The organism is Wolbachia endosymbiont of Drosophila pseudotakahashii (genome assembly GCF_026015925.1).
Taxonomy (GTDB): domain Bacteria; phylum Pseudomonadota; class Alphaproteobacteria; order Rickettsiales; family Anaplasmataceae; genus Wolbachia; species Wolbachia pipientis.
Genome location: NZ_CP110359.1, coordinates 379,101 through 399,349, shown reverse-complemented (window position 1 = coordinate 399,349; position 20,249 = coordinate 379,101). Strand labels below are relative to the sequence as shown.

At 34.3% G+C, this 20,249-nt stretch carries 20 protein-coding genes and 2 pseudogenes; 7 read left to right on the top strand and 15 right to left on the bottom strand.

The genetic code is table 11. The annotated features are described in order from the left end of the window. Positions 1-2: 2 nt before the first annotated feature. From virB9 to ONI09_RS02060, 3 genes are all read right to left on the bottom strand, one after another. On the bottom strand, positions 3-788 hold the full coding sequence (gene virB9, locus ONI09_RS02070; protein WP_265014265.1) for a P-type conjugative transfer protein VirB9: 786 nt from the start codon (positions 786-788) through the stop codon (positions 3-5). 185 nt (positions 789-973) lie between these two features. Beyond that, entirely contained in the window at positions 974-1,429 is a 456-nt protein-coding gene (gene mlaD / locus ONI09_RS02065) for an outer membrane lipid asymmetry maintenance protein MlaD (RefSeq protein ID WP_265014264.1), read from the bottom strand. A gap of 2 nt (positions 1,430-1,431) precedes the next feature. Beyond that, positions 1,432-1,746, bottom strand: coding sequence for an NADH-ubiquinone oxidoreductase subunit NDUFA12 family protein (locus tag ONI09_RS02060; protein ID WP_253309564.1), 315 nt, complete (start codon positions 1,744-1,746; stop codon positions 1,432-1,434). A gap of 64 nt (positions 1,747-1,810) precedes the next feature. Between ONI09_RS02060 and ONI09_RS02055 the strand changes: the two genes are divergently transcribed. From ONI09_RS02055 to purF, 3 genes are read left to right on the top strand one after another with little or no spacing between them, the layout of a single operon-like run. Continuing rightward, positions 1,811-3,277 (top strand): proton-conducting transporter transmembrane domain-containing protein, encoded by a 1,467-nt coding sequence (locus ONI09_RS02055; protein ID WP_265014263.1) that lies wholly within the window; start codon positions 1,811-1,813, stop codon positions 3,275-3,277. A gap of 45 nt (positions 3,278-3,322) precedes the next feature. Continuing rightward, the gene (rodA, locus tag ONI09_RS02050; RefSeq protein WP_265014262.1) at positions 3,323-4,426 is read left to right on the top strand and encodes a rod shape-determining protein RodA; all 1,104 of its coding nucleotides are present in this window, start codon (positions 3,323-3,325) and stop codon (positions 4,424-4,426) included. Between the two features lie 25 nt (positions 4,427-4,451). Continuing rightward, the gene (gene purF, locus ONI09_RS02045; protein ID WP_265014261.1) at positions 4,452-5,837 is read left to right on the top strand and encodes an amidophosphoribosyltransferase; all 1,386 of its coding nucleotides are present in this window, start codon (positions 4,452-4,454) and stop codon (positions 5,835-5,837) included. Positions 5,838-5,856: 19 nt separating this feature from the next. Here purF and ONI09_RS02040 read toward each other — a convergent pair whose 3' ends face one another. The 5 genes from ONI09_RS02040 to ruvA form a co-directional block, all read right to left on the bottom strand. Next, entirely contained in the window at positions 5,857-6,366 is a 510-nt protein-coding gene (locus ONI09_RS02040; RefSeq protein WP_265014260.1) for a DNA-3-methyladenine glycosylase, read from the bottom strand. A gap of 60 nt (positions 6,367-6,426) precedes the next feature. Beyond that, entirely contained in the window at positions 6,427-6,732 is a 306-nt protein-coding gene (locus ONI09_RS02035; RefSeq protein ID WP_237357316.1) for a hypothetical protein, read from the bottom strand. Positions 6,733-6,778: 46 nt separating this feature from the next. Then, positions 6,779-7,294, bottom strand: coding sequence for a hypothetical protein (locus ONI09_RS02030; protein ID WP_265014259.1), 516 nt, complete (start codon positions 7,292-7,294; stop codon positions 6,779-6,781). Between the two features lie 77 nt (positions 7,295-7,371). After that, positions 7,372-8,352, bottom strand: coding sequence for a Holliday junction branch migration DNA helicase RuvB (gene ruvB, locus ONI09_RS02025; protein ID WP_265014258.1), 981 nt, complete (start codon positions 8,350-8,352; stop codon positions 7,372-7,374). Further along, a complete protein-coding gene (gene ruvA, locus ONI09_RS02020; RefSeq protein WP_264338838.1) occupies positions 8,349-8,930 on the bottom strand; it encodes a Holliday junction branch migration protein RuvA in 582 nt (193 codons plus the stop codon). The genes ruvB and ruvA overlap by 4 nt, the downstream gene beginning before the upstream one ends. A gap of 794 nt (positions 8,931-9,724) precedes the next feature. Between ruvA and ONI09_RS02015 the strand changes: the two are divergent. The 3 genes and pseudogenes from ONI09_RS02015 to ONI09_RS02005 all read left to right on the top strand — a co-directional run bounded on the left by ONI09_RS02015 (position 9,725) and on the right by ONI09_RS02005 (position 11,258). Next, positions 9,725-10,547, top strand: a pseudogene (locus ONI09_RS02015) (IS5 family transposase). Positions 10,548-10,584: 37 nt separating this feature from the next. Next, positions 10,585-11,085 (top strand): annotated as a pseudogene (locus ONI09_RS02010) (IS4-like element ISWosp8 family transposase); the annotation flags it as partial. Further along, positions 11,085-11,258: a hypothetical protein gene (locus tag ONI09_RS02005; RefSeq protein ID WP_179943778.1), complete on the top strand. Its 174-nt coding sequence runs from the start codon at positions 11,085-11,087 to the stop codon at positions 11,256-11,258. The pseudogene ONI09_RS02010 and the gene ONI09_RS02005, both read left to right, overlap by 1 nt. A gap of 16 nt (positions 11,259-11,274) precedes the next feature. On the opposite strand, the gene ONI09_RS02000 is transcribed toward ONI09_RS02005, so the two are convergent. The 6 genes from ONI09_RS02000 to ONI09_RS01975 form a co-directional block, all read right to left on the bottom strand. Then, positions 11,275-12,525 carry a citrate synthase gene (locus ONI09_RS02000; protein ID WP_265014257.1) on the bottom strand — a complete coding sequence of 417 codons (1,251 nt, stop codon included), beginning with the start codon at positions 12,523-12,525 and terminating at the stop codon, positions 11,275-11,277. 80 nt (positions 12,526-12,605) lie between these two features. After that, positions 12,606-12,875 (bottom strand): 30S ribosomal protein S20, encoded by a 270-nt coding sequence (rpsT, locus tag ONI09_RS01995; RefSeq protein WP_265014256.1) that lies wholly within the window; start codon positions 12,873-12,875, stop codon positions 12,606-12,608. A gap of 51 nt (positions 12,876-12,926) precedes the next feature. Then, positions 12,927-13,652, bottom strand: coding sequence for a lysophospholipid acyltransferase family protein (locus tag ONI09_RS01990; protein WP_010963063.1), 726 nt, complete (start codon positions 13,650-13,652; stop codon positions 12,927-12,929). Between the two features lie 55 nt (positions 13,653-13,707). Then, positions 13,708-14,694: a tyrosine recombinase gene (locus ONI09_RS01985; RefSeq protein ID WP_265014255.1), complete on the bottom strand. Its 987-nt coding sequence runs from the start codon at positions 14,692-14,694 to the stop codon at positions 13,708-13,710. 365 nt (positions 14,695-15,059) lie between these two features. Next, on the bottom strand, positions 15,060-15,695 hold the full coding sequence (locus ONI09_RS01980) for a DnaA ATPase domain-containing protein (RefSeq protein ID WP_006280257.1): 636 nt from the start codon (positions 15,693-15,695) through the stop codon (positions 15,060-15,062). A 129-nt stretch (positions 15,696-15,824) separates the two neighbouring features. Further along, on the bottom strand, positions 15,825-16,889 hold the full coding sequence (locus ONI09_RS01975; RefSeq protein WP_320109950.1) for an AI-2E family transporter: 1,065 nt from the start codon (positions 16,887-16,889) through the stop codon (positions 15,825-15,827). A 263-nt stretch (positions 16,890-17,152) separates the two neighbouring features. Here ONI09_RS01975 and ONI09_RS01970 point away from each other — a divergent pair, with 263 nt between their 5' ends. Then, positions 17,153-18,346: a bifunctional 2-C-methyl-D-erythritol 4-phosphate cytidylyltransferase/2-C-methyl-D-erythritol 2,4-cyclodiphosphate synthase gene (locus tag ONI09_RS01970; protein ID WP_265014254.1), complete on the top strand. Its 1,194-nt coding sequence runs from the start codon at positions 17,153-17,155 to the stop codon at positions 18,344-18,346. 826 nt (positions 18,347-19,172) lie between these two features. On the opposite strand, the gene ONI09_RS01965 is transcribed toward ONI09_RS01970, so the two are convergent. Beyond that, entirely contained in the window at positions 19,173-20,237 is a 1,065-nt protein-coding gene (locus ONI09_RS01965; RefSeq protein ID WP_264707434.1) for a 5-(carboxyamino)imidazole ribonucleotide synthase, read from the bottom strand. Between the last annotated feature and the right edge of the window lie 12 nt (positions 20,238-20,249).

Sequence of the window (20,249 nt, the reverse complement as noted above, 5' to 3'; positions counted from 1 at the left end):
AATCACTTACCTTTTTTGAAAGGCATGTTTTCATTAAATAGGCAAACTGTACTCGATCCATTCCTTAAGGTAAACACTGAACTTACCCTTTCGATTATCAGATAGTTGTCAACTGTACGGAAATTTACTAAAGACTCATATCCTGCAGAATCAACCATAAAAACTGCCGGGAAATCAGAGTTTATTTTATTGAATTGTAGATATGTAAATTTTCCATCATCAAAAACCTTGATTGATATTATTGACTGACTGCCTTTAACGTGCGAGATGGAATAATTAAAATTTAAACCCTTCTTTACAACTTCAATATCGTTTATATCAGGAATAATGGTATGACTAGCTTGTTCGAGGATATCACCGTTATTTGTTGTGTAAATCTCATCACTGCTAAATAGTGGATAAAGAAACCTTACTTCATATGCTAATCTTGGATCATCTAGTCCAGTTGCTTCTTCAGCATGAAGTTCAAAGTAATAAACTCTTTTATTGGTAATTATAGTTGCGTTAGTATCGGCAATATCATCTATAGGCTTAATAAACAATCTGTTACCTTGAGGAAGGAGTTGCCAACCAGTTGAATCACCCATTGAAAGGTTTTGTATTACCTCCCCTGGTTCAAACAATATACTGGACTGATAACCATAAAAACCCGTATACTTATGTATAGCCTGTGGGTTATAATTTATTACCTTTATGTGATTATCTCCAGCTGTTGAACGTGGCTCCTGTTTTGCAAGTGCATCACTACCACAGAGGAACAATAGTACGGCAAACAGTAAACCAATCATAATATCAAAATGAATTAATCTTCATTTTATCATTAATAGACATGCACTGCAACCGTTAAGGCACTTTCTATACTATAAACCCCAAAGCAAGCGGTAGAAAAGGCAAGAAATAAGGCAAATTCCTTAAATACTTTAGAACTACAGGAGGCTTCACCTGAACGGGTACACTTGGAATCCTGCCATTTTCACTTCGTAAACATACCAAGAATTCTGTCCATTATTCCACCCATGTTTGCTTCAGCTTGAGTATACTCTATTGTACCACCATGCAAGATTAGTTTAATATCTGATCCAGGTGATATATTAACAAATTTACTGCCAACAACTCCACTGCTAGTGATCAGAGCTGAACTATCAATTGGCAATTTTATGTCTTTGCTTATACACATATCGATTCGTGCTACGTAGGTAGCTTTGTCAAGTGATACACCAGTTATGCTTCCAACATCTACACCAGAGATCTTGACACTATCACCAACTCCTATACCGTTAGCGTTAGCAAAAAGACCATATATTTTATAGCAATCCTTATAGTTTTTCTTTATGTAAGATAGCTTATCAATAGCAAAGAAAATCAGAAAAATAGTAAAAATTAATACAAATAATCCAGCGGTTATTTCAAGTATATTTGACCTTCGCATCTTTAGTTATCAGGACTCCAGCTTTTATAGTAATTTTTCACTTTTTGGTTTGGATAGTATGCATCTTTTGTACCCGTTAAATTAGGAGTATGTTTTACTTTTCTTTTTTTATTATTAACTGGTACTACATTATCAGTATAGTGAAGCCATATATGCCATTCCGGAGACACTGTTGTAGGCTCAGAAACACTGCTATACATAACCCACCTTTTTCCTTTACTTGATTCATAGTAAGAATTTCCATTTTCATCTCTTCCTACAAATTTATCTTCTCTTCGTAATAGGCGTTTTATTGCATTACAAATTTTAGATAACATAAGGGTATTAAAACAAAAAGTATTATATATACTAATACTTTAACGATATATTAACAACAATTTAATGCAATTACCAATTTTACAAGTTATTATCCCAATAATTGCATCAATGTTTTGCTTTCTTGCCAAGAAACACAAGGTATCTTGGTTTATTTCTTTTATTGCAACAACAATCACTCTTATCATTTCATCAATACTACTCATTAAAACATATAAAGGCAAAATTATAACTTATCACCTTGGGGATTGGGCTCCCCCGTACGGCATAGAGTTAAGAATCGACGTGTTGAACTCCTTGATTCTAACTTTGGTGAATTTTATAGCGCTGATTAGCGTGCTTTATAGCTTTTATATTAACGAAAAAGAAATTAGCAAAAACAAAATCACTGGTTTTTACTCTCTATTTCTACTGTGCTTAAGCGGACTGTTCGGGATTCTAGTAACAAACGACATATTTAACCTTTACGTTTTCTTGGAAATTTCATCTCTTTCTTCTTATGTATTAGTTTCAATGGGAAGGGATAAAAAAGCCTTGGTTGCAGCATTTGAATATCTAATTAGTGGCACTATAGGGGCAACGTTTTACTTGTTTGGCATCGGGCTCTTGTATTCAATGACTGGAACACTCAATATGTCTGACATGGCTGAAAGAATAGTTCCATTATACGATAACAACATCATAAAACTTGGCACATTGTTCATTTTTGTTGGTCTCTCAATTAAAATGGCACTGTTTCCATTAAGCAGGTGGCTGGTTAATGCATATAGTGAGGCGCCAAGTTTCATTAGCATATTCTTTTCAGGCACAGTAACTAAAGTGATGATATATGTTTTCATCAGAATCTTTTATACTGTTTTTCATCAAAATTTTTTCTTATTTAAGCCGCTACTGGACAATGTGATAATTATCCTCGCACTTTGCGCTATTGTATTTGGGTCGATATTTGCAATAACTGCAAAAGACATAAAAAGACTGTTTGCTCACTCTAGTATTAGCCAAATTGGTTATATAATTTTAGCACTGAGTTTTAACTCAAAAACAGGTGTATTTGCAGCAATTCTTCACATAGTAAACCACAGCATAATAAAAACATCTTTATTCATGGCTGCAGGATGTATTTCTTACAAATTTGATACAACAAAAATAGAGAATTTATCGGGACTCAAGAAATCAATGCCTTATACAGCACTTGCGTTCACTCTACTAAGTTGTGCATTAATCGGTGTGCCTTTAACAAATGGATTTGTAAGCAAGTGGTATATAATGAAAGCAATTATCGAATCTCATGCGTGGATTTCCCTTGTAACATTTGCTGCTGGCTCTTTCCTTGCATTGATATATATGTGGAAGATGGTAGAAAAAATGTATTTTGAAAATAGTGCAGCATCAAGCGCTGGAATGACACTAGGCAAAATTAACGATGTGCCATTTCCTATGCTTTTCTGTCTATTGTTTATGGCAGCTTTAACAGTAGTAACTGGAATATATAGCACTCCAATTCGGTTAGTAGTTGAGAAGTTGGTTTTTTGATTTTTATCTTTGTTTCATATTTTACTATACTTTAAGGTTATAAGTGTGGATAGGCTGAAGAAGATTCATTGGTTATTAATCATTAACGTGATAGCGCTGTTTTGCGTTGGCATTGCTGTTCAATACTCTTCTGCTGGAGGAAAGTGGGTGCCATTTGCGATTCACCAACTGGTCATATTCTCCTTCTTTTTCCTACTCGCTATAGCTATGTCATTCATAGAGCTAGATTTTTATTTGAAGCACGCCTACTTTTTTTATATAGCAGCAGTGATTTCGCTATTAGTAGTGAATTTTTTTGGCTCACACATAATGGGTGCAACAAGGTGGATAAGAATTGGATCAATTAGTTTGCAACCATCAGAATTTGCAAAAGTAGGCTTAATACTTGCGCTTGCTCGCTATTTTGATAAGCAGAGTGTATATAAAATGATGGAATTTAAAAGATTGCTTAAGGCACTTATAATTATTTTCTTACCCGTGTTCTTGGTGTTAAAGCAACCTAATTTAGGCACAGCTGTGATAATGTTATTTATAGGGATATCAATTATATTCACAGCAATAATAAAAAGATCTCATTCGGTAATATGTGGAACGCTTGGCATTTTTGCAGTACCGGCTATTTGGCCTTTTTTACGTCCTTATCACAAGCAAAGGATATTGTCGTTTTTGGATTCATCAGTGGATCCACTTGGAATAGGTTATAATGCGCAGCAATCTCAGATAGCTATTGGTTCAGGAGGTTTGCTTGGTAAGGGCTTTGTTAACGGAAGTCAAACTCAACTTGGATTTTTGCCGGAGAAACGTACAGATTTTGCTTTTGCAGTGCTGAGTGAGGAATGGGGATTTTTAGGTAGCATGGCTTTAATTTTGCTTTATACCTCATTACTTGGCATAATTTTCTCTATCGCTTATAGGTCGAAAAATTATTTTTCTAAGTCGGTATCTATCGGCATTTTCGCCTTTTTTAGTGCTCATTTCTTTATAAACATCGGAATGACAATGGGCCTCTTACCTGTGATAGGCGACCCATTGCCATTTCTGGCCTATGGAGGAAGTACAACTGCTGCAAGCTTAATATGCATAGGATTATTGCTGGCAATAAAAGCAGATGAACAACAAAATGCTTGTATTTTACCTATGCTAAAGTAAAATTAAATTTTACTTAATAGTTTTTATGCTAGATGAAATGCGTGAGGAATGTGGGGTATTTGGCATAAGTTGCAACCAAAGTGCTGCTTTTAACTCTATACTTGCTCTCCACGCTTTGCAGCATAGAGGTCAAGAGTCTTTTGGCGTAGTAACCAGTAACAACGATAAGCTGCTCTCTTATCACTTTCAAGGTCAAGTGAGCAGCGTATTTGATGATATAGATGAAATAAAGAAATCCTTACCTGGAGATTGTGCAATAGGTCATGTTCGATACTCAACAAGTGGTAATAAATTTGGAGTGCAGCCCATGTTTAGCAAAAGTGGCAAATTTGGGGATTTCGCCATAGCACATAATGGTAATTTAATTAATATTTCTCCGATACGCGAACAATTGATTAAACAAGAGTGCGTTTTTCAGTCAGATATTGATACAGAAGTAGTAGTGCATCTGACAGCAAGCGGTGAAAAAGATAGCTTTTTAGAGAGTTTTATATATGCATTAAAGCAAATACAAGGTGCTTATTCTTTTGTTGCAATCAATCAAGAAGTAGTTATTGGAGTACGTGATTCATCTGGAATCAGGCCTCTTGTTTTAGGAAAGTTAAACGGTTCTTACGTTCTTGCATCTGAAACTTGTGCTCTTGATATAATAAATGCAGAGTTTGTTAGAGAAATAGAACCAGGCGAATTAGTTACCATCAGTTCGGGTAGTAAGCTAGCCTCAATGTTTCCTTTCCCACAGCAAAAATCAAGTTTTTGTATTTTTGAATACGTTTATTTTTCAAGACCAGACAGCATAATGGAGAATAGGTCTATATACGATACAAGAAAAGAAATAGGAAGAATACTTGCAAAAGAGAGCCCACCAAAAAACAATGTAGATATGGTTGTACCAATACCTGATTCTGGAATACCTGCAGCTATTGGATATGCAAAGCATTCAGGATTACCTATGGAACTGGGAATAATTCGTAATCATTACATAGGAAGAACTTTTATACAACCAACCGCTGAAGTACGTAAAGTTAGAATAAAATTAAAATTCAATGCTAATAAGCACACTTTGAAAGGTAAAAACATAATTTTAATAGATGATAGTATAGTGCGTGGTAGTACGTTAACAAATATAATAGTTATGCTAAAGGATGCAGGAGTAAAAGAGATTCACTTCAAAATTTCAAGCCCACCAATTAAGCATTCTTGTTTTTATGGAATAGATACGCCAGAGTGCAAAGATTTAATTGCTGCAAATAAATCTGTAGAGGAAATTAAGGAAGTTATAGGAGTAGATAGCCTAGCTTTCTTGAGTATTGATGGACTATATCAGGCTGTTAAAGGAGAGGTGCGTAACAATGCTATACCACAATATTGTGATGCTTGTTTCACTGGTGATTATCCGATTGGCAAATAGTCTACGCAAGGTCTTAAGTTTAGAAAATCTTAAACCGCCAAAATTTCTCTTGGCCTTTACTAATTCCGATTCTCGGAGTGCAAATATAATCTGGTTTGAGGTGGGATTCATAAACACAAAATTCGTGGCTTATAGTAAGGTCCTGTTTGTTATGTTCTTTTGTAATATTTAATCTTTTGCACAATATTCCTGGTCCACCTAAATTTGCTTCAAGTGGTTCAATAAGCTTTAATCCCCGTATTAACACTGCTGCTGGGAACCCTTCTGCTTCTGTTACAATGTTTAAACAGTAGTACATTCCATATATAAAATATACGTACAAAAACCCCGGCACACCAAACATTACTGAGGTTCGATTAGTATAGCCTCTTGCCGCATGACAAGCTGGGTCATTCATTCCTATATAGGCTTCAACTTCGGTTATTATTCCACTAAAGTTAGAAAATTTGAGGACTTTTCCCAATAACTCTCCAGCTACAATTAAAGTTGACCGCTCATAGAAATTTCTTGGTAGTATTATGTTGCTCATTATAAGAGTATAAGTTACTTGCAGATGCAAGCAACTTATACTGAATTTTCACTACTTTACCTATTTTGAAGCAGCAGGAGCTTGATGCTTTTGTGATGCGCCGCTCAAGTCTTCTACATTTGTTGAATGCTGCTCCAAAAATTTTACTTCTTCAGAGCTTTGTTGTAATTGTGTTTGTGGCAATTGTGATGCTAACACTTCATGTAAAGGCTTTGCTTCATATTGCCTTCCTACTTTTACTTCTTTATGTGCAGCTAATTGCTCCATAGTAACACCATTACCCTCAATAAGTTCTACGGAGCCATTATCATGAATATTAATTTTAATATTACATTCTTTTCCTTGAGCATTCCACTTTAAAGTCATTTGATATGACCCATTAGCCACTTCATAAATTCTTGCCCTATCCTTATCAATTTGGCAACGTACCCCCCCTTGTTTTTTGGTCAGGTAGTAGCAACGTAACTGTCTTTACATCGTACTTTTTGCACATATTACCACTTAGAATATCATGCAAGTTTACTTCTTTTATATAATCGTTCAGCGCAATTCTTATGACAGGCTTAACACTGTTATCTATATTTTTAGTTTCTCTTAATTTTGTAAGCTTTGCATCAATATTTTTAGATATCTCTTCTTCAATTTGTTTAGCAGCTTTGCCTACAATTTCCCGACCATGATATTTGGTCTCCTCAGCAGTATATCTATACATACCATCGCTATTCTTATGAACATGAGGTTTCACTATTACTTTATTAGTAGTATTAGTAGAAGGGTTGTTCTGATCTACAAAGAACCTCTTCCATGTTTCTTCATCATCAAGAGTGACGTACCTACATTTATCCTTATTCGGTATTGACCCAGATACGCTACCAGCAGCAATATTTTGATCAACAATCAAAGATACAGTTTCATTACTATCTAACATATATGCCTCCATTGTCCTTAATACACAAATGTCAACATACGAGCATTATCTCAATTAGTCAATATAAATTATGACGTTTAATGTTGAAAGCTCAAATACTCCTTTGCTTGATCGGTCAGAACGCGCCCTCTTGGTGTGCGCTTTACAAAACTAATTTTGATTAAATAAGGTTCTACTGTTTCTTCAATATTGCCAACATCTTCGGATAGCGCAATAGATATGGTGTCAATTCCAACAGGGCCTGAAGTGTTGAATAAAAATCTTAGATAATTCATATCAAGTTTATTGAGTCCCATTTTATCTACACCCAATTTTAGTAATACAGAATCAGCGACTTCATAAGTGATTTTTTTATCATCTTTCACTTCAACAAAATCCCTTATTCTTTTGAGTAACCTCAAAGCAATTCTTGGAGTGCCGCGCGCACGGCAGGCAATTTTCCGTGCTGCATCCTCTTCAATTTCAGCAGAAAGAACTCTTGCGCCTCTTTTTATAATATTAACCAGCTCCTCAAAGGAATAAAACTCAAGATGCAAAGGAATGCCAAAACGATCTCTGAGTGGCGCAGAAAGTAATCCAAGCCGTGTTGTTGCTCCAATTAGCGTAAATGGTGGTAGATCTATCCTTAAAGTGCGAGTAGATGGACCTTCACCTACTAATATGTCCAAGCAAAAATCTTCCATAGCAGTATATAAAACTTCTTCGATGCTGCGATTTAATCTATGGATTTCGTCGATAAATAGAACATCTTTTGCATTTAAAGTGGTAAGCACTGCAGCCAAGTCCCCAGCTTTACTAAGTAAAGGACCAGAAGTTGCGCGAAAGCTAACTCTTAATTCTTTAGAAACAATTTGTGCTAAAGTTGTTTTGCCAAGCCCTGGAGGACCGTACAATAAGACGTGATCTAAAGCTTCAGTTCTCGTCTGTGCAGCGTTTATAAACACTTTTAAATTTTGTATTAAGTCTTTTTGCCCGACAAAATCATCAAGTTGCTCAGGCCTGATGTTAATATTGCGCACATCTTCAGTATATTCTTTACCGCACGATATTGATTTCATAATGTTAAGAGCTCCTTAAGCGCCATGCGAATAATGTCCTTAGTATCCAGGTTTGACGATTCGTCTTGTATTTTTTTTATCGTATCATAAGCTTTCATTTTTTCATACCCAAGATTGATCAATGCTGAAAGGGCATCTTCATTAATTGGATTAAAGTTATTGTTATTTATTTCTAGTTTACTTACTTTGCCACTCAATTCAGTGATGATTCGATTTATGAGTTTCAAGCCAAGTCCACTCATCTTGAGTGTTACTTTATCTTCATTCATAATTGCCAAAAATAGCTGTTCTGGAGTTAATTTACTCAAAATTGACATTGCAGTTTTATAGCTAACACCGCTTACTTTAACTAGCAACCTCAAGCACTGCTGTTCTTCTTTGCTTATAAAACCATATAGCTGAGTAGTGTTTTCTCTGTTATTTGCATAGGTTTCGATAAGTAATTTGATTCTACTTCCAATTGCACAAGCACTTAAAGTTTTAGCTGAAAGATACACCATATAGCCAACATCATTCACATTCAGGATTATGTGATCGCTGCGCACTTCATCAACTATTCCACTTAGATTTCCTATCATTTTTAGTACTATATAGGGTTCAGTTTAAATACTCCTGGATCTTAGGTCAAGCAAATGAACATTATAACAGGGAAACGTGGCTAAAAAACCACTTGACACCCTTCGCCAGCCCCCTTATCATAAAACTGAAGCTATTTATTTATCTTCTCTGTACAGATTAAATGACAAAAAAACTCAACGTATTTGGCGTCTCATGTTTAATTTTTTGCACTATGTGTACCTTATGTCTTCACAACATTTCTAGCTATATAAGCTAAAACGCGCTTATAGAGCGTTTAAGACAGTATAGAACGCCGATTTGCAGGATTAGAGAGTGACAACTAGCTAACACTGGGTTTCTTTTGCCTTTTTTTCTGCTTAGTAAATTTCTTAGACATTTAAACTAAGGTGAGTTGCATTTAAAAGCAGCTAAATTGCAGTGTTTAAGACTTTAAAGAACGCCAATACTGAAAATAGATAGTAACCGGGGCTTCTTTTGCCTTTTTTTTCATTTGGTAAATTTCTTGAATATTTATGGCTAAAGTAACTTAGGTTCACCGACAATCGTCATCCCGCTACTCGTTAGCGGGATCTATGCTAAGAGATACCGCGAATGAATCGCGCGGTATGACGGTCTGCGGCGGCATGACGATAAGGTTTATACCTTGTCATCCCAGTGCCCAGACACTGGGATCCAGCCTTTTCATAATCATTAAAACGTTGTATTTTAACATAAAACGGCTACTTTTATACTTAGAGGTTGTCCACAAACCAAGGAATACGTAGTATATAAAGAAAGAATATTGAGGTAAGAGATGAGGAAAAAATATCCAACAGATTTAAGTAAAAGGGAATGGGCAAGAATAGAAAAACACTTCAGAGTATCGTACAAGAAAGGAGGAAGGCCACCAAAATACAGTAAGTGTGAGATAGTAAATGCAATTCTTTATATACTGCGCACAGGATGTCAATGGCGCTATTTACCACACGATTTTCCGCCGTGGAAGGCTGTGCATGAACAGTTTAGAAGATGGAAAAAGCAGGGAATTTTTGAGAAAATGAACTATGATATCACTAAATATAGTAGGTCAAAAATGGGAAGCCGAGCGCATGCATAGTGGACAGTCAATCGGTAAAAACCACGGAAAAAGGGAGGTCAAAGGTTATGATGGTGCGAAAAAGGTAAAGGGGAGAAAAAGACATATAATCACAGATACTCAAGGATTTGTGCTTGGTTGCTATGTAGGAGCTGCAAGCGAAAATGACAGAGATGGGGTGAAGATGGCATTGGACAATATGAAGCAAAAATACAGCAATATTAAGAAAATGTGGGCTGATATGGGATACCAAGGAAAAGATTTAAAGGATTACGTAAAGAGAGAATATGGGATAGATATTGAAATTGTCAAAAGGCCTCCATGTAGGTTTTGGGTGCATAAAGATACACCACTAGAACTATTGCCACAACGGGATCCTGGATTTTCAGTACAGCCGAGAAGGTGGGTGTTAGAGAGGACTTTTGCTTGGATCAATAGAAATAGAAGGCTATCAAAGGAGTACGATTTACTTACAACATCTACTGAAAGTTTCATATATCTGGCTATGAGTAAAGTTATGTTAAGTAGGGAATATGCTTGATTTACTGGTTTGTGGACAACCTCTAAGCTATGGGAACGCTGGCGCATTAGATTTTGATTTTATATTAGAAAATGAAAAGCTAAAAAATAAAATGAAAGGACAGAAAGTAAGAGTTATAGTGCTGACATTAGCCAACTGAGAAACAGAGTTTTTGACCGAGACTTTGGAGCAAAGCTTATGTGTTAAGGTGACACATAGAGGAGTGCTATAAACGACTCAAAGTAGGAGCAGAGTTAGAGAATTTTTCTGGAGAGGCTGTATTACAAGAATTTTGGGCAAACTTGGTCATGTGCAATATATTATCGCTTCATATGTGTGATGCACAAGGGCCTTGGAACCCAGATCAAATTACTGAGTATCGTTTAAATTTTTCAGTTTTATTTGGTGTAATGAGGCAGAAACTCTATCAGGTACTTATTGCGCCAAAAAACTTTCAAGCCCTTTTTAAGTATACGCGCTAAAGTTAAAATCCGACCGGGACAGCCGCAATAAAGTAGATAAGCCTAAACGTCATCATGTCTTTAGGAGAGTTTGCTAATGAAAGTTCTTAAGTTGACGCCATTGGCTGAACGGATACGGAATGACACCATCCTTTTTTCTGGATTCCAGACTGGAATGACACCTCTGGACACTTCCGTCGTAAAGGAACCAGTGTCAGCTACTCGGATGACACCTTTTTTCTACTTAGTTTGGGTTATGCAAGAAGTCTAATGAAGTGAAAATAAATTTATTGACCAAAATAGAGTTGCCTTGGTCTACAGATCTTAGTTTCTTTATCATTTATCATTTCATACCACTGAGTAACCCAACCAGTGGTTCTTGCAAGTGCAAAAATAGGCGTGAACATATTTGAGGGAATATCAATAGCATTCATTATTATACCTGAGTAAAAATCAACATTTGGATATAACTTACGCACGATAAAATATTCATCCTTTAAAGCTATTTCTTCAAGTTTTTTTGCAATTTTAAGCAGTTCGTTATTTTGTTCTAGTTTACTTAGAACCTCATGGCAAGCGCCTTTCAATATACGCGCGCGCGGATCATAATTTTTATAAACACGATGTCCAAATCCCATCAATTTAAATGGATCTTTATCATCTTTAGCTTTTTCGATGAATTTATCTATATCTCCACTTTGCTCTATCTCTTTTAGCATATTTACAACTGCCTCATTAGCTCCACCATGTGCTGGTCCCCAAAGTGTAGCAACTCCTGCAGAGAGGCTTGCAAACAGATTAGAACCAGCCGATCCCACCAATCTGACAGCCGCCGTAGAAGCATTCTGTTCATGATCAGCATGGAGAGTAAATATTTTATCCAGAGCTTTTGCAAAAAGGGCGCTTTTATCATTATCAACAGCATCGCCAAATATCATCTTTAAGAAATTTTCACTGTAACTTAATTCATTGTTAGCATTTATGAATTCCTGATTGTTGATATGCCTATAAATCATTGCAATAATTGTGGAAACTTGCGCTATTGCAGAAATTCCAAAATCTAGGTCTTCACCATTGACATTGTTGCCATGCTTTTCATGATAAGATGCTGACAAACTTGCAAAACATGCAACTAAGATTGACATAGGGTGAGCAGTTTTTGGAAATGCTTTAATTACATTTGTAACTTGCTCTGATACTTTGGATGATTCTTGTATTTTGAGAAGAAATTTTTTGTGTTGCTCTGAACTGGGTAATTCACCATAGAGCAATAAATAAATCACAGCAGTAAAATTATTATTCTCTGCCAAATCAGCTATATTATGTCCCCTATATTTAAGAACTCCTTCATCTCCATCAATGAATGTAATTGTAGAAGAGCATGAAGCTGTAGAAACAAACCCTGGATCGTAAGTGAATAATCCTGTCATCTTATATAAATCCTTGATATTTAACACATCAGGACCTGTTGTTCCGCTTAATACAGGTAGCTCGATTTTTAATCCATTACTTAGTTCTAATAGCACTTTTTTATCCATCACTTAAGCTACTTAAATTTTATACAGAATATACAAACTGAGGAGTATATATTAATACAGTTAACTTTACATTAACCGTATTAAGCGGTCATCAATGCTTTTACTCTTGCATTTAAGCGACTTATTTTACGCGCAGCAGTATTCCTATGAATAACACCTTTATTCACACACTTGTGTAAATTAGATTCAGCATTCCGAAATGCCAGAACAACATTTTCTTTGTCGCCAGACTTGATTATATCAACCAATTTTCTAATAGAGGTGCGAGTTTTACTTTTCCGCATCTTATTTATTAAAGTGCGCTTTGCTATTACCCTTATCATTTTTTTAGCACTCTTATGATTTGCCATATATTAATACCTAAAATACTGTACTTTTCTTTTAATTATAAAGTTTTTTTGTTAATTTGCAATATCAGTTTTTCCTATGGTTAATCTACTGCTTCTCTCTTCAATAATTTTTTCTAAACTTTGCAAGAATTCATTTTTGTTTAACCCAGGATATATTGGGGGCAATATTTCTATTACTGCCTTTCCGGGATTCTTTCTCAGAGAAAGTATGCTTTTTGGCCAAAACAAACCAGTGTTTAAAGCAACCGGTAACACAGGAACAGATAATACGCTATATAAAGCAGCAATACCTGGTTGATATTTTATATTTTGGTTTATAGTTGTTCTTGTACCTTCAGGAAATATTATTATGCTTCTATTTTCTTTTATACGCATTTTTGCTAGTTTGATTATATGGCGTATAGAACTGATACCATCTGAACGGTTAATAAAAATCATTTTCAGCGCTATAAGATGCAAACCAATGAATGGAATCCATTTCAATTCACGTTTTAAAATAAAAACCGCTTTTCTAAATAGTAGTATAAAAATAAATGTTTCAAATGGAGATTGGTGTTTAGATGCAATGATAAAAGGTTGCTTAGGGATGTTTTCCATTCCCCTCACTTCATATTTAATGCCACATAATAAACGCAGCATGAATAATACAACTCTCACCGAACAGACGAGGAAAATGGTTATTACACACTCAGAAAAGAAAATTACAGGGAGAGTAATGAAAGTATAGAATACCTCCCATAATATAAGAAAGAAATTAAACAATAAACTTGAAATCACAAACTCACATAAATTTATTTAAATTTAACTTTATTACAAATTAAAAACAATAAATTTAATTATTGATCATCTGAGTAATAGGATGCGAATCAGCTAATTTGTCCTTTAACTTTTCGTTAGCAATATGAGTATATATTTGTGTTGTAGAAAGGTTAGTATGGCCAAGAACTTTCTGTATCAACACAATATTTGCTCCGCTATTTAGTAGATGGGTAGCAAAAGAATGCCTAATCACGTGTGGAGAGATCTTATTTTCATCAATATTGCATTTTCTTGCCAACTCCTTCATTAATTGACCGACCCTCTGCCTTGTAATTGGTTTATTAGGTTTATCACCTGGGAATAGCCAATCGGATTCCTTTTCTTTAGAGATCAGATTATCACGAACTGATAAATAATTTCTAAGGCTCTGCAATGCTTGTTCATTAAAAAGAATTTGCCTCTCTCTACCACTTTTTCCTTTTATTATTATATAGCATTCTTTGTTATTACTGTTTATTAAATGTGACACTTCACATAATTTCATGCTAATTAGTTCAGAAACACGCATTCCAGAAGAGTAAAGGATATCTAAAATCGCACATAGCCTTTTACTGCTTATCTCTTTATTCGATTCGCTTGCTGATTTTCTCACTGTGTCCATTAGCAAAAATATTTCTTCGACACTTAAATACTTAGGCAAAGGACGAGAAACTTTTGGATTCTTTAATTCAGCATCATTAGCCGGCGCTGGATTAAAATCTATTATTCCGTCATTAAATATACACTTGTAAAAATTTTTCATAGCGGATATTTTTCTTGATATAGAGCTACTTTTATATTTTTTTTGTGTACATAAAGATTTCACATAATCTTTAATATTGGTTTTGTTTACACCAACCAAGGTAGTGCCGCTTTCCAATAAAAATTCTTCAAACTGGTGTAAATCCGAACGATAACTTTCCAGAGTATTTTGTGCAGCGGACCTCTCTGAAGCTAAAGCATCTATGTAATATGTTATGTAAAGATTTTCTTTTTTATTTTGCGACTGTTTATTTTTCATTATCAGTTCCTATATTTATTTCTTTGGCTATAATTTGATTAGAAGTGTTCCCTGTGTTTCTTATGAGAAAATATGAGACAAATAAAGCATTTATCAATAGAGTGAACATCACAAACTTTTGCTTTAACCTTTTTCTTAAATTTAATCTTACTCTTATCATAGTTAAGTTATAACGTTAAATCTATAAAAAACACCTTATAAAGTGAGCTCTACTATAAATATAGAATACTTCTTAGCTGTATCTATCTATATTTATTATAACATAACATTGATTATAATTCTAACATGGACAGATAGAGATTCCAATTACGTTAGTGTTATGGGTGTTAATAAATTTTTAATATACACCTTTACAAAAGAAGAAATCAAATGGCATCTTTTTTTAATAAAGTGCTAATAAAAGGAACAGTCACATTTGACCCTATAGATTCATTATCTATCTTTTCTATAATTTTATCAATGCTATAGAAAGAACGTTCTATTCTTGCTAAAATATAATTAATCACTTTTAAATCAATTTTTAACTGTTTATCTGAAAATCGTTTTATTAGCATAATTCTTAATAATTCCTCGCTTGCAGGCAAAATTTTTACGCTGATAGTTGATAATATTCGAGAACTTAAATCTCTTAGTTTGAAGTTAAGCTTTTTTGGTGAAATTGAAGAAGTGATTAGCAGCCTCTTGTCGTTTTCTTTCATGTAATTGTAACAATGTAATAACATTGCTTCATCTTTAATGTTTTGTACGTCTTCTAAAATAAAAGCATCGCTATACCTAATCTCGCTTACGAAGTTATTCACATTGATAAAGATTGCATCGTTTATTGATTGCCAAATATGAGCAAGATGAGTTTTACCGGAGCTTTTAGGTCCAAAAAGAATCAGACATTTCCAAGATAAATCATTAACTACCGAATTATATACGTGCTTATTTTCATCTAAGATGATGTAATTTTGCCGGCTATAATCAGCTTGATTGTTGTTAAATAAATTTAATTGCACGTTGAACCTCTTACGTAACCTCTTTCTGGTAGTAATTTTTGCGCAGAAATTTACTTACGCTCCTCAAATGTGTCAGGTATTCTGGGCTCATTTCTCCTCTTACCATAAATTGATTATGCAAAAGGTCTGTTAGCCGTTTTTATAAAGCTCACTTTTAAAATATTTATTGATTGCATATTCTACTGATACATTGAACATTGCTATTATTGGAATAAAAAGTAATATACCTGTAAATCCAAAATATGAAGCGCATATAGTAATTCCCAGAATAATTACAGTTGGATGTATATGAACTTTTTTTCCTATTAATAAAGGAACTAATATGTTTGAATCTATTAATTGCCCAACACCAAATAATAGCAAAACAGCAGCACTTTCAAACCATCCACTAAATTGAGTGATAGCGCTCAAAAACCCAATAATGGTATATAATAATGGCCCTACGTAAGGTATGAACGTTAACATTCCTGATAAAATTCCAATAACAATAGAGTGTTCCAATCCGGTTATGCTCAGGCTCACAGAGTAAAAGACCATCATGACAATACATACATTTACCTGCCTCTTTAGATAATTAGATATAATGAAATCCACTTTGAAAAAATAATCTGCAATTTTTCCCCTGTAAGGAATAGGGATTAATTTATTAGCTTTTTCTATAATTAAAGGCCAATCACGTAATATATAGAAAAACACTACAGGAGTAATCACCATTAATGATACCGTGTTAAAGCTTGAACTTAACACTTGGATTACAAAGTTACTAGCAATATCAAGAGCATTCATGAAATAAGATACATAGTTGCTGTAATTTTCTGCTAGATTTTTAGATAAGTGATCAAATAAGCTATCCTCGATTTTTATATTAAGAAATTCTAATACAGAGGGGATTACTTTAAGCTCTAATGAAGGCACTTTACTCACTAAGAAATTTAATATTGAAGTAATTTGAACATATATAATAGGTAAAACAAATGTTATGACTAGTATAAAAGCTATTAATAAAACAAGTATTATAAAAATTACAGAACATGAACGTGGTATTCTATACTTTTCAAACTTAATTACTAGCGGATTAAACAAATATGCAATAATAATAGATATTAAACATGGAAAAATCATAGTACGCATCAGGAATAACATCCCTATTATAAAAAGCAGTATGAAACAAATAGTTATATGACGTTTTTGCATGTGTTTAGCATAGCTAATTTACTGAAAAATATGCAATTTATTTTTCCTATGTTGAAAGTATTTTACGATTTGTAATACTATCGTTTTTTACTAAAATTTAGTTGTTTAATCCGCAGGCAAAGATAGATTTTGAGCTCTCTAAATATCTCTTTTGCTATTATAATTATGCTAGTTAATAGGGGAAGTAACTTTTATATGATGTCAGAAATTTTATTTTTCGGAAAGAATCTTGGATAGAGAGGAAAGCTTCTACAAAAAGAAATATGTGCGCTAAGAAATACAAAATAGCAGCATTAATAGTTGCAGCGGGAGTAGGCAGTAGATGCAATTCTACGATTCCTAAGCAATATATAAAACTGGCAGGTAAATCTGTTTTATTTCATACAATTAAAAGATTTCTGGCTAACCAATATATAGATTACATAAGAATAGCAATTAATAAAGACCATGAAAGTTTCTATGAGAAAGCTATATCACTAATTACAGACACTAAATTACTAAGCCCTGTATACGGAGGAGAAAACAGGCAAAGTTCAGTTAAACTAGGGCTTGAAAGCTTACAAAAAATTAACCCAGATTTTGTAGTTATACACGATGCTTGTAGGCCTTTTGTGTCAGATGTTCTGATAGATAACTTGGTTGAATCTATGATTAATGATCAATATACAGGAGTAGTTCCAGCAATAGAAGTTGAAGACACTATGTCATTGGTGAGTAATAGTTTTATTGAATCTACGATTTCAAGAGGAAAGCTCAGAGCCATACAAACCCCTCAAATTTTTAATTTCAAAGAATTATTATCATGCCATCAATCAGTCAAAGAATTTACTGACGATTCATCACTAATGGTAGAGCACAAAAAACATGTTGCGATTATTAAAGGTGAGAAAAGCAATTTTAAGTTAACCACAAAAGAGGATATCAATATGGCAAAGCTTCTTTTTGAAGAGCCAAAATTTCGTGTCGGAGCCGGTTATGATATACATAAGTTCATTAAAGTTCAAAATGGTGCTGAAAGCTTTATAAAAATTTGCGGTGTGAAAATTGAACACAACATGGCAATAGAAGCGCACTCTGATGGTGATGTTGCAATACATGCAATCGTTGATGCAATACTCGGAGCACTGGGATGTGGCGACATAGGAGAGCACTTTCCTCCTAGTTCCTCTGAATGGAAAGATTGCAATTCATCTCACTTTCTTGACTTTGCTGCTAAAAAAGCAAAAGAAAAAGGGTACAGCGTGTCTAATTTAGATATTACTATAGTTTGTGAAGAGCCTAAAATATCGCCTTACAAAGTAGAAATGAAGAAATTCATATCAAAAGCATTAGAAATTGATGATGAATTTGTAAATATCAAAGCAACCACTGCAGAGAAATTAGGTTATATTGGAAGAAATGAAGGAATAGCAGTGCATGCTTCTGTGTTATTGCATACAAACTTTTATTGGAAATAGAAACGAAAAAACTTACTTGACATCCTTCGCCAGCCCCCTTATCATGAGACTGAAGCTATTTATTTATCTTCTCTGTACAGATTAAATGACAAAAAAACTCACGTATCTGGCGTCCCATGTTTAATTTTTTGCACTATGTGCACCTTATGTCTTCATAAAATTTCTAGGTTTTTACCTAATATAAGCTGAAATGCGCTTATAAAGCATTTAAAACATCAAAAAACGCCGATTTAAAAAATGGATAGTGAATAACTAGCTACCCTAGGGTTTCTTTTGCCTTTTTTTCTGTTTAGTAAATTTCTTAATGTTTATAATTTAGATTAGTTGCGGCTTAAAAGCAACTAAATCGCGGTTATTAAGCGTTTAGAATAAAAAAACGCCATACTTGAAAGTATAATGTAAGTAATTAGCCAACCACGGGGCTTCTTTTGCCTTTTTTTTTATTTGGTAAATTTCTTAATATTTATGGCTGAACGACAATCGTCATCCCGCTACTTGTTAGCGGGATCTAGAGATACCGCGGCGGCATGACGTAGGACTGCTGTCATTCAAGTAGCTGATGCTGGAACCCAGCCTTGCTGTAATCTCATCAAGAACGTTGTGTTTTAACATAAGATCAGCCACTTTTATGCTTACCAACTTAATAAAATTCCTGGATCCAAGTAGTCAGGCTACTCAGATGACACCTTCACAAAGTGAAATGAGATCCCGCTAACAAGCAGCGGGATGACGGGAAAAGAGGTGCTAGAATGACACCGTTTACTATGTAACATCTCATCATATCACAATGTTCGTACAGTTGTGGCGGTATGACGTAGAAAAACTGTTAACTTAAATCTATATTGACATGTCCCATTTTACGCTTATCCCTAACCTCTTTTTTCCCATATATGGTTAAACTAGCTTTTTCGTTGCTCAAATACTTATGAGAATCATATGTATCATTACCTATTATATTTTTCGTCATACAAGGAAAGCATAATACTACTTCCTGCATAGGTAGCCCGCATATTATCCTAACTAGCTGTTCAAATTGACTAACGTTACATGCATCCAAGCTCCAGTGGCAAGAATTGTGAGGTCTGGGAGCTAGTTCATTAACTAACAATTCGTTATCTTTAGTAACAAAAAATTCAATAGCCAGAATTCCTATTACATCAAGTGCGTTTGCTATTTTCTTTGCAGCTCGTTGTACCTCTTGAGTTAATTTGCTATCTATTTTAGCTGGCACTGTTGAAGTATCAAGTATTCCATCAACGTGGTAATTTTCTGCTATAGGAAAAAAAGCTACTTTACAGTTTTTATCTCTTGCAACGACTATTGAAACCTCTTTCAGTAAATCAACACTTGCTTCAAGAATGTACTCTGTATTCCAATCAAAGGAAGCAAATTGCTTCACTTCAGAATCATTCTCAAGCACATATTGTCCTTTTCCATCGTAACCCATTTCTGTTGTTTTCAGCCTTATTGGATAGCCAAAAGCTCTACTGCTTTTCAGTAGCTCATTATAATTTTGTATACTCTTATAGTTAGCAGTTTTTATACCCAAGTTTTTAATAAAATCCTTTTCTCTCAGTCTGTTCTGCGAAATGTGTAACGCTTTTTTACCCGGATAAAAATTTACATCGATATCAATTGCACTACATGGAATATTTTCAGACTCAATAGTAACTAAATCCACACTCTGTGCAAAAGATTCAAGAGCTTTCTTATTAGAGAAATCTGCTATTGTGAAATCATCAGCAACAGAGCAAGCCGGATCGTCTTTAGCACTGGCAAAAACATGTGTTTTTTGTCCAAGTTTTGTTGCAGCGATAGCAGTCATTTTACCTAATTGTCCACCACCTATTATTCCTATTACTTTTTTGCTCAGTGCATCTGGTTCATTCATACTATAAATTGA